The sequence below is a fragment of the Streptomyces sp. 2-1 genome (genome assembly GCF_048564895.1).
GTDB classification, from domain to species: Bacteria; Actinomycetota; Actinomycetes; order Streptomycetales; family Streptomycetaceae; genus Streptomyces; species Streptomyces phaeochromogenes.
The window spans coordinates 7575478-7591202 of record NZ_CP183383.1 but is presented as its reverse complement, the minus strand read 5'-3'; the positions used below and the strand labels follow the sequence as shown (position 1 = coordinate 7591202).

The 15725-nt window shown below is 70.9% G+C and carries 11 protein-coding genes; 4 read left to right on the top strand and 7 right to left on the bottom strand.

Annotated features, from left to right (window positions below):
* Positions 1-214 precede the first annotated feature (214 nt).
* From ACN20J_RS33490 to ACN20J_RS33480, 3 genes are all read right to left on the bottom strand, one after another.
* Entirely contained in the window at positions 215-982 is a 768-nt protein-coding gene (locus ACN20J_RS33490; RefSeq protein WP_361921889.1) for an enoyl-CoA hydratase/isomerase family protein, read from the bottom strand.
* A gap of 136 nt (positions 983-1118) precedes the next feature.
* Positions 1119-2366 carry a L,D-transpeptidase gene (locus ACN20J_RS33485; protein ID WP_419667446.1) on the bottom strand — a complete coding sequence of 416 codons (1248 nt, stop codon included), beginning with the start codon at positions 2364-2366 and terminating at the stop codon, positions 1119-1121.
* A 259-nt stretch (positions 2367-2625) separates the two neighbouring features.
* A complete protein-coding gene (locus tag ACN20J_RS33480; RefSeq protein WP_190232613.1) occupies positions 2626-3858 on the bottom strand; it encodes a L,D-transpeptidase in 1233 nt (410 codons plus the stop codon).
* Positions 3859-4060: 202 nt separating this feature from the next.
* Between ACN20J_RS33480 and glgX the strand changes: the two genes are divergently transcribed.
* Entirely contained in the window at positions 4061-6358 is a 2298-nt protein-coding gene (glgX, locus tag ACN20J_RS33475) for a glycogen debranching protein GlgX (protein ID WP_419667445.1), read from the top strand.
* A gap of 130 nt (positions 6359-6488) precedes the next feature.
* Positions 6489-7895 carry a sulfatase gene (locus tag ACN20J_RS33470; RefSeq protein WP_419667444.1) on the top strand — a complete coding sequence of 469 codons (1407 nt, stop codon included), beginning with the start codon at positions 6489-6491 and terminating at the stop codon, positions 7893-7895.
* 35 nt (positions 7896-7930) lie between these two features.
* Here the strand turns inward: ACN20J_RS33470 and ACN20J_RS33465 are convergent, their stop codons facing one another.
* From ACN20J_RS33465 to ACN20J_RS33450, 4 genes are read right to left on the bottom strand one after another with little or no spacing between them, the layout of a single operon-like run.
* Positions 7931-8611 (bottom strand): response regulator, encoded by a 681-nt coding sequence (locus tag ACN20J_RS33465; RefSeq protein WP_190232615.1) that lies wholly within the window; start codon positions 8609-8611, stop codon positions 7931-7933.
* Positions 8601-9854, bottom strand: a complete 1254-nt coding sequence (locus tag ACN20J_RS33460) for a sensor histidine kinase (protein ID WP_419667443.1) — start codon at positions 9852-9854, stop codon at positions 8601-8603. The genes ACN20J_RS33465 and ACN20J_RS33460 overlap by 11 nt, the downstream gene beginning before the upstream one ends.
* 27 nt (positions 9855-9881) lie before the next feature.
* Complete coding sequence (locus ACN20J_RS33455; RefSeq protein WP_361903135.1) at positions 9882-10661, bottom strand: ABC transporter permease; 780 nt, start codon at positions 10659-10661, stop codon at positions 9882-9884.
* Complete coding sequence (locus tag ACN20J_RS33450; RefSeq protein WP_419667442.1) at positions 10658-11644, bottom strand: ABC transporter ATP-binding protein; 987 nt, start codon at positions 11642-11644, stop codon at positions 10658-10660. Before ACN20J_RS33450 ends, ACN20J_RS33455 begins: the two co-directional genes overlap by 4 nt.
* Before the next feature lie 270 nt (positions 11645-11914).
* On the opposite strand from ACN20J_RS33450, the gene ACN20J_RS33445 reads away from it, so the two are divergent.
* The gene (locus ACN20J_RS33445) at positions 11915-13840 is read left to right on the top strand and encodes an ABC transporter ATP-binding protein (protein ID WP_419667441.1); all 1926 of its coding nucleotides are present in this window, start codon (positions 11915-11917) and stop codon (positions 13838-13840) included.
* Complete coding sequence (locus ACN20J_RS33440) at positions 13837-15693, top strand: ABC transporter ATP-binding protein (protein ID WP_362001510.1); 1857 nt, start codon at positions 13837-13839, stop codon at positions 15691-15693. The genes ACN20J_RS33445 and ACN20J_RS33440 overlap by 4 nt, the downstream gene beginning before the upstream one ends.
* The last annotated feature ends 32 nt before the right edge of the window (positions 15694-15725 follow it).

Below are 15725 nucleotides of genomic sequence, written 5' to 3'. Positions count from 1 at the left end.
CGCCCGCAGCCCTCGACAAGGAAGCCTTAAGGTTGCTTTAAGGCTCGGATAAACCGCCCCTTCGAGGGACGCGGGTAAGACATCGCGTCAACTGCAAGTGGATCAGCGGAATTCGGCGGGTGACTTTCACGGCACCCGCAACCCCTTGCCTCAGGCGCCCGCAGACACCCACGGACACCTACGCCTCCACGCCACGGACCCCGGTCAGAGGAAGTCAGAGGAACTTCGCCTTGCCCGGCCCCTCCTCGACGAAGCTCTTCATCCCCCGCTCCCGGTCCTCGGTGGCGAACAGCCCCGCGAACCAGTTGCGTTCGATGGCGAGCCCGGTCTCGATGTCCGTCTCCAGACCCGCGTCGACGGACTCCTTGGCGGCGCGCAGCGCGAGCGCCGGGCCCTGGGCCAGTTTCGCGGCCCACGCGTGCGCCTGGGCGTACACCTCGTCGGCCGGTACGACCCGGTCGACCAGGCCGAGCGACAGGGCCTCGTCGGCCTTGACCATGCGGCCGGTGAAGATGAGGTCCTTGGCTTTGGAGGGGCCGATCAGGCGGGACAGGCGCTGGGTGCCGCCCGCGCCCGGGATCAGCCCGAGCAGGATCTCCGGCTGGCCCAGCTTGGCGTTGTCCGCGGCGATGCGGAAGTCGGCGCAGAGCGCCAACTCGCAGCCCCCGCCCAGCGCGTAACCCGTGACCGCGGCGACGACCGGCTTGGGGATGCGGGTCACGGCGGTGAAGGAGTCCTGCAGGGCACGGGACCGTACGACCATCGCCGCGTGGTCCATGGCCTGCATCTCCTTGATGTCCGCGCCCGCCGCGAACACCTTCTCGCCGCCGTAGAGGATGACGGCGCGCACGTCCTCGCGGCGCGCGGCCTCCTCGGCGAGCTCCTTGAGGCGGTCCTGCGTGGCGACGTCCAGCGCGTTCATGGGCGGGCGGTCGAGACGGATCGTGCCGACACCTTCGGCGACTTCGAGATGCACAGTCATGAAGGCAGGTTAACGGGGGCTAACGGCGACGGCCCCGGTGTGCTGCGTCACAGAGGAGCAGCACACCGGGGCCGTACAGGCCGCGACAGGGCGGGCCGGGGGAAGCGTGGTCAGTGCCGCCCCCGGGCCCGTACCGTCACGCCTTCCACTTCTCCCACGACATGTTCCAGCCGTTGAGCCCGTTGTCCGGGGACACGATCCGGTCGTTGGAGTTCTTCACGACCACCACGTCTCCGACGATCGAGCGGTCGAAGAACCACGCGGCGGGCGCGCCGCGGTCGCCGCCGCCGCGCTGGTCGCGCAGGCCGATGCAGCCGTGGCTGGCGTTGTAGTTGCCGAAGGCGTCGCCGCCCCAGTAGTTGCCGTGGATGAAGGTGCCCGACGTGGTCAGCCGCATGGCGTCCGGCACGTCCTTGATGTCGTACTCGCCGCCGTAGCCGACCGTCTCGCCGTTCATCCGGGTCACCCGGAGGCGCTCGGTGATGACCATCTGGCCGTTCCAGGTCTCGTAGCCGGGCTTGCCCGTCGTGACCGGGATGGTCTTGATGACCTTGCCGTCGCGCCTGACGGTCATCTTCTTGGTCTTGACGTCGACGGTGGAGACCTGGCTGCGGCCGATCGTGAACTTCACGGTCTTGGCCTGCTCGCCGTAGACACCGGGCCGGCCCTCGACGCCGTCGAGGTTGAGCTTCACGGTGACCTTCGTACCGGGCTTCCAGTACTTCTCGGGGCGGAAGTCGAGGCGGTCGTTGCCGAACCAGTGGCCCTCGACGTCGACCGCCGGCTCGGTCTTGATGTCGATCGCCTTCTCGACGTCCTCGGGGTGCGTGATCCCCCGCGTGAAGTTGACCGAGAAGGTCGTCCCGACGCCGACCTTCGAGCCGTCCTCCGGCGTGAAGATGCCGACGAACGTGTTCTTCGGGGTCAGCGTGGTGAACGCGGACTCCTCCGCCGACTCACGGCCCTCGGAGTCCTTGGCCACCGCGTGGACCTTGTACTTGGTGGACGCGGCGAGGTGCGTGTCGGGCGTCCAGGTCGCGCCCCCGTCGGTGATCTTCCCCTCGACCGGGTTGCCCTTGGTGTCCTCGACCTCGACCTCGGTCAGCTTGCCCTTGGCGGCGGTCACCTTGAGCGCGCCGCTGGTCTTCACACCGTCGGCGCCGTCCTTCGGTGCCACGGTCACGACCGCCTGCGAGACCTTGGTGTCCGCCTGGCCGGAATCCTTGTCCCCGCCCTTCCCCGAGCCGGACCCGGAGTCCGAGTCCCCTCCCCCGCCGCATGCGGTCACGACGAGCATCAGGGTGCCCAGCGCCAGCGCCAGGGCCCCCTTCCCACGCCGTGTCCGCGCGCCAACCGACGCCCCCGATATCGGTCGCCCGTTCAAGTTCGTTCTCCCCTCGCACGGCCTGATCAAGGCCCGCACTACCCATCGTTGGTCGCCCCGTGACGCCTGGGCCCATGGCGGGAGCCCGCAGCTCACAGCCGCGTCCCACGCGTGTATCGCGCTAATTAATCACACCGCCAGGAGCGTTGACCTCCTGGGATTGTCACCGTTCAGTCCCAACTTCAACAGCCCGCGGGACCACCGGCGTACGTCTTGTCCGTACCCCTATGTCCGTCTGCTCCACCACCCCGGTGTCCGGCTACTTCACGGCGGAGCCCGCCTTCCATGCCTTCCATCCCATGTTCCACCCGCCGAGGCCGTTGTCAGGAGCGACCTTCTTGTCATTGCTGTTGACGACTTCGACGACGTCACCGATGAGGCTGCGGTCGAAGAACCAGCCCGCCGGGGTCGCGGAGCTGCCGCCCTTCACATCGCGCAGGCCCACGCAGCCGTGGCTGACATTGGCGGTGCCGAAGACGCCCTGCGCCCAGTAGTTGCCGTGCAGGAAGGTCCCGGAGGTGGTGAGGCGCAGCGCGTGCGGCACGTCGGGGATGTCGTACTCGCCCTTGCCGTCGGCGTCGGTGAAGCCGACCGTCGCGCCGTTCATCCGGGTCACCTCCAGCATCTCGGTGACCACCATCTTCCCGTTGTACGTCGTGCTCTTGGGGGCGCCCGCGGTGATCGGCACGGTGGAGAGGACCTCGCCGTCGCGGCGCACCTCCATGGTGTGGGCGGCGGCGTCGACGAGGCTGACCTGGCTGCGGCCGACCGTGAACGAGAAGGTCTTGTACTGCAGTCCGTACACGCCCGGGGCCGCCTCGACGTCGCGCAGCCGCAGTGCGACGGTGACCTTCGTGCCCGGCTTCCAGTACTCCTCGGGCCGGAAGTCCAGGCGCTTCTCGCCGAACCAGTGCGGGGCGATCTCCACCTCCGGCACGGAGGTCACACGGACGGCGCGCTCGACCGCCGCGCGGTTCTCGATCACCCGGTTGAAGTCCAGCGAAACGATCATTCCGGTGCCGACCGTGGAGCGGTTCTCGGGCATGACGTATCCGATGAACCGCTCGTCGGGGACGGACGTCGTGAACGTCGCGTGCCGGGCCACCCGCCTGCCGTGGCCGTCGAGCGCGACCACGTCGACCGAGTACTTGGCGGCCAGGGCGAGTTTCGGGTCGTCGGGGCGCCAGGTCATGCCGTCCTCGGCGATCCGGCCCGGCACCGGGAAGTCCTGCGCGTCCTGGGACCTGACGACCTTCACCGACTCCAGGCGTCCGGCCGGCACCCGTACCCGCAGACTCTCCTCGGGGCGTACGGCCTTGCTGCCGTCGTCCGGCGAGACGCGGATCGTGTTCTCGGGCGAACGGGGCTTGCCGAGCACCCTGTCCACACCGTGCGAGGTGCATCCCGCGGCTCCGGCCAGCAGCCCTGCCCATGTCAGTACGGCGGCCAGCGCGGCCCCTGCGCGCGCCGCGCGCGTCTGTGCGTGCATCACGTGGGGCCCAACGACCGACCGGCCCCGGGGAAGTGGGGGACGCCTCATCCGCCCGAGGCCGGTCAGCCCTCTCCTGGGGAAACGTGAGTGCGAGCCCGGCGCTGGGCAGAACAGTGGGAAGGACGACGCGACGGGGAGCCGTGGCCGGGACGCCATGGGCATCTCCGCGCGTCGCTCCCATCGAGCCGCAGGAGGCCGTGAGGTGTCGAGCGCAGCCGAGCAGGAGGCAGTGCAGGAGGGGCGCGCCCCGGATGTCGGGCTGCCCGCGCAGCCCGCTCCCGTGCTGAACGGCAGTCCGCGCGTCGCGCCGGCCGTCCCCGTGTGGCCCGGTGCGCCGACCCCGCTCGGGGCGCGTTTCCGGACCGGTCCCGACGGTGTCTCGGGCACCAACTTCGCGCTGTGGGCGGGCGGTGCGGAGTCCGTCGAGCTGTGCCTGTTCGACTACGACGGCGACGCGGGTGACGTGGACGGCACGGGAGCGGGCACCGAGATCCGGGTGCCGCTCACCGAGCTGACCCACGAGATCTGGCACGGCTTCGTGCCCGGCGTACGGCCCGGGCAGCGGTACGGCTTCCGGGTGCACGGTCGCTGGGACCCGTGGACCGGCGCCCGCTGGAACCCGGCGAAGTTGCTCCTCGATCCGTACGCCCGTGCCGTGGACGGCGACTTCACGCTGCCGCCGGAGGTGTACGGGCATGTGCGCGACTGGCCCCAGCAGCAGGTCGCGGACACCGTGCGCGACGACCGGGACTCCGCTCCGTACGTCCCCAAGGGTGTCGTCGTCCACGACGACGCGCCCGACGACGAGTGGACGGACGACCGCCGCCCGAAGACGCCCTGGGCGGACTCGGTCATCTACGAGCTGCACGTGCGCGGCTTCACGAAGCTGCACCCGGACATCCCGGAGGAACTGCGGGGCACGTACGCGGGGTTGGCGCACCCTGCGGCGATCGAGCACCTGACCAAACTGGGTGTGACGGCGGTGGAGCTGCTGCCGGTGCACCAGTTCGCGCACGAGGACCATCTGCTGCGCCGGGGCATGAAGAACTACTGGGGCTACAACTCGATCGGCTACTTCGCGCCGCACGCCGGGTACGCGGCCTCGGGGACGACCGGCCAGCAGGTCGGCGAGTTCAAGAGCATGGTGCGCGCGCTGCACGCCGCCGGTATCGAGGTCATCCTCGACGTGGTCTACAACCACACGGCGGAGGCGGGCGAGCTGGGCCCGACGCTGTCGCTGCGCGGCATCGACAACAGGGGCTACTACCGCCTGCAGAGCGACGCGCGCCGCTACACGGACTACACGGGCTGCGGAAACACGCTCCACGTCGTACAGCCGCACGTCCTGCGACTGATCACGGACTCACTGCGCTACTGGGTGACGGAGATGGGGGTGGACGGCTTCCGGTTCGACCTGGCGGCGGCGCTGGCCCGTTCCATGCACGACGTCGACATGCTGTCGCCGTTCCTGGCCGTCATCGCCCAGGACCCGGTGCTGCGCCGGGTGAAGCTGATCGCCGAGCCGTGGGACGTCGGCTCCGGCGGCTATCAGGTGGGCGCCTTCCCGCCCCTGTGGACCGAGTGGAACGACCGCTACCGCAACGCCGTACGGGACTTCTGGCGCGGAGCGCTGCCGGACGTACGGGATCTCGGCTACCGGCTGTCGGGGTCCAGCGACCTGTACGCGTGGGGCGGGCGGCGGCCGTACGCCTCGGTGAACTTCGTGACGGCCCACGACGGCTTCACCCTGCGGGACCTGGTGTCGTACGAGCGCAAGCACAACGAGGCCAACGGAGAGGGCAACCGGGACGGCACGGACGACAACCGCGCCTGGAACTGCGGCACGGAGGGCGAGACGGAGGACGCCCGCGTACGGGGCCTGCGGCGCCGTCAGCTGCGCAACCTGGTCACCACCCTGCTGCTGTCCACCGGTGTGCCGATGCTGGTCGCGGGGGACGAGCTCGGGCGGACCCAGGGGGGCAACAACAACGCGTACTGCCAGGACAACGAGATCAGCTGGATCGACTGGACCCTGCTCGACGACCCCGACTGGCGGGCCCTCTTCGACCTGACCGCCCGCCTGATCGCCCTCCGCCACGCCCATCCCGTCCTGCGGCGGCGGGCCTTCTTCTCCGGCCGCGCCCACTCCGCCGACGGGCTGCGCGACCTGGCCTGGTTCACGGCCCGCGGCGCGGAGATGACGGAACGGGACTGGTACGCGCCCGCGGCGACGCTCGGCATGTACCTCTCCGGGCGGGACATCCCCGGCCGGGACGCGCGGGGCGTGCCGGTGACCGACGACAGCTTCCTGGCCGTCCTGCACGCGGGGGACCGGCCCGCGAGCTTCGTCCTGCCGGGGGCGCCGTGGGCGGAGCGGTACGAGGTCGTCGTCGACACGTCGCGGGAGGAGCAGGGGGAGGTGCCGGGGGTGGTGCATCGGGCGGGGGCGGCGATCACTGTGCCGGCGCGGGCGGTGATGTTGCTGAAGGTGGCGGGTTGAGGGTGGCCGGGTGAAGGGGGCCGGCTGAGACAACGTTTCAGGACCGTGAACTCCGCGCGGGATTCCTGGCCATGAGGGTGACCGGCTGATCACACTGAAACCACTCCCTCTCTCCCCGCAAGGATTCCGCATGCCTGAAATATCCCGCCGCGCCTTCGGTGGTCTCGTCGGTGGCGGTGCCGTGACCGCCGTCGCCAGTACGGCCACCGCCGCCGAGGCCACGCCCGCCGAACGCCCCTTCAAGTCGCGCCCCGCCGCCTCCGGCAAACGCCCCAACCTCCTGGTCATCCTCGGCGACGACCTCGGCTGGGCCGATCTCTCCTCCTACGGCGCCCCGCACATCAGGACACCCCACCTCGACCGGCTGGCCCGGCAGGGGGTGCGGTTCACCGACGCGTACTCCGGGTCCGCGACCTGCTCGCCGACGCGGTTCAGCCTCTACACGGGGCGCTATCCGGGCCGGACGCCGGGCGGTCTTGCCGAGCCGATCGCGAACAAGGCCCAGGGGCTCGATCTGAACCACCCCACGCTCGCCTCCCAGTTGAAGAAGGCGGGCTACTCGACCGCGCTGATCGGCAAGTGGCACTGCGGCTGGCTGCCCGACTACAGCCCCACCAAGTCCGGCTGGGACGAGTTCTTCGGCAACTTCGGCGGCGTACTGGAGTACTTCTCCAAGCTCGGCCAGCTGGGCACCTACGACCTCTACGAGGGTGACGCCGAGTACCAGGACCTGCGCTACTACACCGAGGTCCTCACCGAACGGGCCGTGGAGTACGTCGGCCGGGACCACGACAGGCCGTGGCTGCTGAACCTCAACTTCACGACCCCGCACTGGCCCTGGCTCGCGGAGGACGACGCGGAGACCGGTGCCGAGATCGCCGCGAAGATCCGGGCCGCGAAGAGCCAGGCGGAGGTCTCCAGGGCGCTCAACCACTACGACGGCGGCTCGGTCGAGAAGTACACGCAGATGGTCGAGAGCCTGGACGCGGCCGTCGGCGAGGTGCTCGCGGCGCTGCGCAGGTCCGGGCAGGAGGAGAACACGCTGGTGCTGTTCGCCAGCGACAACGGCGGGGAGCGCTACTCCTACAACTGGCCGCTCAGCGGAGAGAAGTTCGTGCTCCTGGAGGGCGGTATCCGGGTGCCGGCCATCGTGCGCTGGCCCGCCCGGATCGACGGCCGCCAGGTCAGCCACGAGCCGAACTTCTCCCCCGACTGGACAGCCACGCTGCTGGAACTGGGCGGGGCCCGGCCCGACCCGGCGTACCCGCTGGACGGCAGGAGCCTCGCCGGATACCTGCTGCGGGACGAGGACGTACCCGAGCGGGACCTGTTCTGGCGGGTCCGGGCCAACCGGGCCCTGCGGCGCGGCGACTGGAAGTACTACCGGGACGAGACCGGCGATGACCACCTCTACAACCTCGCCGCCGACTCCCGCGAGCAGGCCGACCTCGCCCCGGACAGGCCGGAGTTGCTGGCCGAGCTGAAGGCGTCGTGGGAGAAGATCGCGGACGGTCTGCTCCCGTACCCGACCGCGTAGTCGGGCTGCGAAGTGGGGCGGCGTGGGCGGGCGGGTCAGCCCAGGATTCCGCGGTCGTACGCCGTCGCCACCGCCGCCGCTCGGTCCTTGACGCCCAGCTTCGCGTACAGGTGGGTGAGGTGGGTCTTCACCGTCGCCTCGCTGATGAAGAGTTCGCGGGCGATCTCGCGGTTCGAGGTGCCTTTGGCGACCAAGGCCAGGACCTCGCGTTCGCGGGTGGAGAGGGGCTCGTTGCCGGGGGCCCGGGGGGTGCGGACCGCTGAGACCAGGCGGGAGGCCACGGCCGGGGAGAGGACCGTACGGCCCTGGGCGGCCGCGCGTACGGCGGTGAACAGTTCGTCGCGGGGTGCGTCCTTGAGGAGGTAGCCCGTCGCGCCCGCCTCGATCGCGGGGAGCGTGTCGGAGTCGGTGTCGTACGTCGTCAGGACGAGGACCTTGGCGCGGGCGCCCGCGCGGGTGAGGTGCGCGATGGCCTCGACACCGCCGCCGCCCGGCATGCGCAGGTCCATCAGGATCACGTCGGGGTCGAGCGCGGCGGCCTGCTCGACCGCCTCGACGCCGTTGGACGCCTCTCCCAGTACGCGGAACCCGGGCGCGGACTCGAACATGCCGCGCAGACCGTCCCGTACGACGGGATGGTCGTCCACGACGAGGAGGGAGATCGTGCCCTCTGCCCTGCTGTCTTCCGTGCCGTCGGCCGTCGCGTCATCTGTCATGGCGTACCAACGGTACGCGAGCGGAGAGGGCCGTGCCGTGGCCCGGTTCGGACTCGACCGTGAGGGCGCCCGCGACGCGTTCGGCGCGGGCGCGCATGCCGTCGAGGCCGAACCCGGCGGCGGTGGAGCGGGCGGGGAGGGCGAGCGGGTCGAAGCCGCAGCCGTCGTCGCGGATGTCCAGGATCACCTCGTCGCCGAGGAAGGTCAGGGTGAGGCCGAGGCGGGTGGCGTGGGCGTGCCGGGAGGCGTTGGACAGGGCCTCCTGGGCGATGCGCAGGAGGGTCGCCGAGATCTCCTCGTGGAGCTGCTCGGCGGTACCGGTGACCGTGAACTCGGCCCGTACGCCCGTCCGTTCGCCCCATTCGGCGACCGTCTTCTTCAGGGCCTCGGGCAGTCCGTCGTTCTCCAGGGCCACGGGGGCGAGGTTCTGCACGGAGCGGCGGGCCTCGCCGAGGCTGTGCCGGGCCAGGTCCGAGGCACGGTCGAGATGGATGCGGGCGGTGGCCAGGTCGGGGGCGCTCCCGACGACCTGGAGCTGGGCGATGATTCCGGTCAGGCCCTGGGCGATGGTGTCGTGGATCTCGGCGGCGAGGCGGCGGCGTTCGTCGGCGACCCCGGCCTCCCTCGCCTGGACGAGGAGTTGGGCGTGCAGGGCGGCGTTCTCGTCGAGGGCCTGCTGCAACGCCGTGTTGGTGCGTTCGAGTTCGGCGATGGTGACGGCCCGGTCGCGGGAGCGCTGCTCCTCCTGCTGGGTGAGATGGCCGACCGCCATCAGCAGGGCGCTGTTCGCGACCAGCATCACGCCGAACAGCACCCACTGGATCGGGCTGTGGAACGGCAGCCCGCCGGCCTGCGCGCCCGCCACCACGACGACGGTGGCCAAGAGGCCGAGCCGGTGCCGACGTGTTCCGGACATCAGTTCGTCCGAGTCGAAGTAGCCGGTGGACGCGTAGAAGGCGAAGAACGGGTTCAGCCAGGTGAGGGCGAAGGAGATCACCCAGCGCAGGACGTAGTAGACGGTCCCGCTGCGGGACGGGGTCCGGCGGCCACGGCGGGGCCCGTGCCACAGCTGGAGCGCCACCGCGGCGACCACCAGCGCCCCGGTCGCGTACCACTCGGCGGGACCCTCCATGAGCTCGCCGGCGAGGACCGCAAGGACGGTGGAGACAAGGAGCAGTCCGTAGGGACCCCAGGTGTGGAGCTGGTCCCAACGGTGCTCGATTCGCTGGTCCGCCTCGGTCATCTCCCCAGTCTGCACGGGTCTTCTCCCCTACTCCCAGCGGAACCAGCGCGAGGCGCCGGCCGTCAGCAGCACCGTCCAGACCACGAGCACACCCAGGTGGCCCCAGCCGGGCCAGTCGCCCGCCGCCGCCTGGTTGAGGGCCTCGGCCGCCGCGCCGAACGGTGTGTAGCCGACGACCCGGGCCAGTACGTCGGGCATGGTCTGCACCGGCATCCACACACCCGCGCAGAACATCGCCGGGAAGAACACGGCCGACCCGATGGCGCCCGCGATCTTCGTCGTCCGGGACAGCGCCGAGATCACCGCGCCGAGGGCGAGGGCCGCCAGCACGGCCAGGACCAGGGCCAGCGCGTATCCGAAGGGCTGCTCGGGCAGTCGTACGTCGAAGGCGAGGCGGCCGACCGCGAGGGCGAGCAGGGACGACGTCAGGGCGGCCCCGCCGTACAGCAGCATCTGCGCGGACAGCAGGGCGGCGGGCCGGACCGGGGTGGTGGACATCCGGCGCAGGATGCCGCGCTCGCGGTAGCCGGTGAGGATCTGCGGCATCGCCTGCAGACCGCCGACGGTCAGGCCGAGCAGCACGCTCACCGGGACGTAGGCGTCGACCGGGCGCAGTCCGCCGAAGTCCGGGTCGGCCTGCCGGAAGGCGGGGATCGAGCCGAGGATCACCAGCAGCAGGGTCGGGAACCCGAGGATCCAGAAGAGGCTGCCGGGCTCCCTGCGGAAGAGGCGGACCTCGCTCTTCAGTACGGCGGGGTTGACGAGGGCGGTGGCGCCGCGGGTGGTGGTGCCGAGGGCCGTGCTCATGCCGCTGCCTCCTTCGTGGCGTCCTTGGTCGAGTCCGGGGTGCCGTCCTTGTTCGCGTCCGTGGTGGCGTCCGTGGTGGCGTCCTTCGTGAGGTCGAGGAACGCGTCGTCCAGCGTGGCGTCGGTTACGCGGAGTTGATGGGCCGTGACGTGGTTGCGGGCGAGGAGGGTGATGACGGCGTTGACGGTCTCGTCGGTGCCGGACAGGGTGACGCGGCCGTCCTTGTACTCGACCGAGGCGAGCTCGGGGAGCGCGTTCAGGTCGCGGTCGTCGAGCTGGGCGGACGGCGTGAAGCTGATGACGGTGGCACCGGCCGAGCGGCGGATCAGGCCGGCCGGGGTGTCGAGCGCGGCCACCCGGCCCTTGTCGATCACGGCGATCCGGTCGCAGAGCCGTTGCGCCTCCTCCATGAAGTGCGTGACGAGCAGGACGGTGACGCCGTTCGCCCGGATGTCCTCGATGAGCTCCCAGGTGTCGCGGCGGGCCCGTGGATCGAGGCCGGTGGTCAGTTCGTCGAGGACGACGATCCGGGGGTTGCCGATGAGGGCGAGCGCGATGAACAGACGCTGCTTCTGGCCGCCGGAGAGCTTGGCGAACCGGGTGGTGAGCTTGTCGGTGAGGCCCAGGCGTTCGGCGAGGGGCCGCCAGTCGAGCGGGCGGGTGTAGAAGGCGGCGTACAGCTCCAGGGCCTCCCGGACGGTGATCTTGGCCTGCAGTTCGCTCTCCTGGAGCTGCGCGCCGAGCACCTGGCGGGTGGCCGCGTGCTCGGTGACGGGGTCGAGGCCGGTCACCCGGACACGGCCCGCGTCGGGCACGCGCAGACCCTCGACGCATTCGACGGTGGTGGTCTTGCCCGCGCCGTTCGGGCCGAGGACGCCGAAGATCTCGCCCTCCTCGACGGTGAAGGAGACGCCGTCGACGGCTGGCCTGCCGCCGTAGGACTTGCGCAGATCGGTGACTTCGATCACGGGTGTGGATGACATGCTCCGAGCGTCCCGCCGGGGCGGGGTCCGCCACATCGGCCGTCGCGCTCGAACTCGCATCAACCGATCGGTTGATGCCGTCGTACGACCCGGCCTGCATCGTGCGTACGACGTGGCCTCCCGACGCGCACCGCCTGCCCGCCCCGCGCGTACGACCCGCCCGCCCATGCGTACGACCCGTCGAACACGCAGGTCGTAGGACCAGCGGCGGATCCCGGACCGGCCAAAACTCGGTGGGCGTTGTCAGTGCCGATCCGTAGGCTCGCGTTGATGCCCACTACACCCGCGCCCGCCGCCGACACCCCTGCCGAGGAAGCCACAGAAACCGAACCGGCCAGGAGCCGTTCCGCCGTACGAAGCCTGCTGCGCCTGTGGCCGTACGTGCGGCCCGTGCGTGTCCGGCTCTTCACGGCGGCCGTCGTCGCGGTCCTCGCCTCGTGCACGGGGCTGGTGATTCCGCTCGTACTGAAGTGGATCGTGGACGGGCCGGTGGCCGACCGCGACACGGGCGGGGTGTGGCTCGGCGCGCTGTACCTGCTGCTGCTCGGGCTCGCCGAGGCGGTGCTGTTCGGGCTGCGGCGGTGGCTGGTGGCCCGCCCGCTCGCCGGGGTCGAGGCGTCGATGCGGGCGGATCTGTACCGGCATCTGCAGCGGCTGCCGGTGGCGTTCCACGACCGCTGGCCCTCGGGGCAGTTGCTGTCGCGCGGCACGACGGATCTGATGCTGCTGCGCATGTTCCTCGCCTTCCCGCTGACGTTCCTGCTGGTCAACGGCGTGACGATTCTGATCGGCTTCGTCATCATGCTGGCCCAGGAGTGGACGCTCGGGCTGGTGCTGCTCGCGCCCGCAGTGCCCGTGATGATCGTCTGCTGGCTCTTCGAGAAGCAGTACTCGAAGGTGGCGCGGCGGGCACAGGACCAGGTCGGTGATCTGACGACGCTGGTCGAGGAGAGCGTGCTCGGCATCCGGATCATCAAGGGCTTCGGGCGCCACCGCAGTCAGGCCCTCGCCTTCCGGGACCTCTCCCGCACCCTGCGCGGCACGGAGCTCGCCAAGGCGCGCCTGCTCGCCTGGATCTTCGCCGCGATCACGATCCTGCCCGAACTCGCCATCGGCGCGGCGCTCGTGCTCGGGACGGTGCAGGTGGCCGACGGCGAACTGTCCACCGGCACGCTGGTCGCCTTCCTGTCCACGGCTCTCGCGCTCCGCTGGCCCATCGAGTCGATCGGCTTCCTGCTGGCGATGAGCCAGGAGGCGGCGACCGCGACGGAGCGGTACTTCGAGGTGATGGACGCGGAACCGGAGTCCGTGGGCACCAGTTCAGCCACGGGCTCCAGCACCGACTCAGCCACAGGCTCCGGCACGGCCTCCAGCGCCGCCACCGCCACCGCCACCGGCGGACTCCGTTTCCACGCCGTCCAGTTCCGCTACCCCGACGCCCCGGCCGGCTCCGCTCCCGTACTCGACCGCATCGACCTCCACATCCGCTCCGGCGAGACCATGGCCCTCGTCGGCGGGACCGGCACCGGAAAGACGACGCTCACCGCGCTGGTCCCCCGGCTGCACGAGGTCACGGCGGGCCGGATCACCCTGGACGGCGTGGACATCACGGAGATGCCCCGGGAGACGCTCCGCGCACTCGTGGCGGTCGCCTTCGAGGAGCCGACCCTCTTCTCCGCGAGCGTGGGGGAGAACGTCCTCATGGGCGCCGAGGCCCACGCGGGCGAGACCGAGCTGAACCGCGCCCTGGCCGTCGCACAGGCGGACTTCGTCCACACGCTCCCCCAGGACACGGACACACAGGTCGGCGAGCAGGGCCTCAGCCTCTCCGGCGGCCAGCGCCAACGCCTCGCCCTGGCCCGGGCCGTGGTCGGCAGACCCCGCTTCCTCGTCCTGGACGACCCCTTGTCGGCCCTGGACGTGCACACGGAGGCCCTGGTCGAGGCGGCCCTGCGCCGCGTCCTCGCCGATACGACCGCCCTCGTCGTGGCCCACCGCCCGTCCACGGTCATGCTCGCCGACCGGGTGGCTCTGCTCTCCGAGGGCCGTATCACCGCCGTCGGCACGCACCACGAACTGCTGCGTACGAGCGCGGAGTACGCCTGGCTGATGTCCGGGGCGGCGGAGACAACAGAGACGACACAAGAGACGGCGACAGCGACGACGACAGCGACGTTCGAGGGGGACAAGCGATGACGGCGCCCACGACCACCGCGCCGACCGACGAAGAGGACCGGCCGGCACCTCCGCCCAAGCACGGCGACCCCTTCGACCGCGACTCCCTGCCCGCTCCCGCGCGCGCGACGGCCGGCCTCCTGCGCTCCCTGCTCGCGCCGATGAAGGCCCGCGTCGTCCTCGCCGCGGTCCTGCTGCTGCTCCAGCAGGCGGCCGTGCAGGCGGGCCCGCTCCTCGTGGCGTACGCCATCGACCGTGCCGTACCGGCCTTCCGCGGCGACGACCACGGTCCGCTGATCGCCGTGGCGGTCGCCTACGTGCTGGCGTCGGTGGCGGCCGGCACGCTCCAGTACGGCTTCGTCCGCACCTCCGCCCGCGTCAACCAGGACGTCCTGCTCGACCTGCGCGGCAGGATCTTCCGGCACGCGCAGGCGCTCAGCGTCGACTTCCACGAGCGCTACACCTCGGGCCGGCTCATCTCGCGCTCCACGACGGACGTCGAGTCGCTGCGCGAACTGCTCAGCGAGGGCCTCCAGGAGCTCATCACCGTCATCCTGTCGTTCGTCTACATCTCGGCGCTGCTGCTCTGGCTCGACCTGGGCCTCGGCTCGGTCGCCGTGGCCTCGTTCGTGCCGCTGTACCTCCTCATCCGGCTCTACCGGCGCCGCGCCGGAGCGATCTACAGCGTCCGCTCGACCGCCATCGCCGCCGTCATCGTGAAGTTCGCGGAGACGATGAACGGCATCCGGCCGGTGCGCGCGTTCCGCCGCGAGGCGGTCAACGACGCGGACTTCCACGTACTCAACAGCCACCACGAACGCGTCAACGGCGACGCCATCCTGGAGATGGCCCGCTATGTCATCGGCTCCCGGCTCGTCGCCAACACGGCGGTGGCGGGCATCGTGCTGTGGGGCGCCTACCGGGTGGCCTCGGGCTCGCTGGCGCTGGGCGTGCTGGCCGCCGCGGTGCTGTACCTGCGCCGGCTGTACGACCCGATAGACCGGCTCGGCATGTTCCTCAACTCGTACCAGTCGGCAGCCGCGTCACTGGAGAAGATCGCGGGTCTGCTCGCCCAGGTTCCCTCCGTGCCGGAGCCCGCGCGGGCGCGTTCACTGCCGGAGCTCGTCTCCGAACACCCGGGCCGCGAGGTCGAGTTCACCGACGTCCGCTTCGCGTACCGCACCGGCGGCGAGGTGCTCCCGACCTTCTCGCTGACCCTCCCGGCGGGCCAGACCGTCGCCGTGGTCGGCTCCACGGGCGCGGGCAAGTCGACGCTCGCCAAGCTCCTGGCCCGTTTCTACGACCCCACGGACGGCCGGGTCCTCCTCGACGGCGTCGACCTGCGCGAGCTGTCGGTGCGCGAACTGCGCCGCGGGGTGGTGATGGTGACGCAGGAGGCCTTCCTCTTCTCCGGCACGGTCGCGGAGAACATCGCCATCGGCCGCCCGGACGCCTCTCGCGAGGACATCGAGCGGGCCGCGAAGGCCATCGGCGCCCACGACTTCATCAGCGCCCTGCCGGACGGCTACGACACGGACGTACGCAAGAGGGGTGGCCGAATCTCGGCCGGTCAGCGTCAACTCGTGGCGTTCGCGCGGGCGTTGCTCGCCGATCCGGCGGTCCTGATCCTCGACGAGGCCACCAGTTCGCTGGACGTGCCGGGCGAGCGGGCGGTCCAGCGCGCGATGGACACGGTCCTGCGCGGCCGGACGGCCGTCGTCATCGCGCACCGCCTGTCGACCGTCGAGATCGCCGACCGGGTGCTGGTCATGGAGCACGGCCGCATCGTCGAGGACGGCAGCCCCGCCCAACTCGTCGCGGACACGGGCAGGTTCGCGGACCTGCATCAGGCGTGGCGGGACAGCCTGGTCTAGGCCCTGTCCCACCCCAGCGAGTGAGCCGAAGC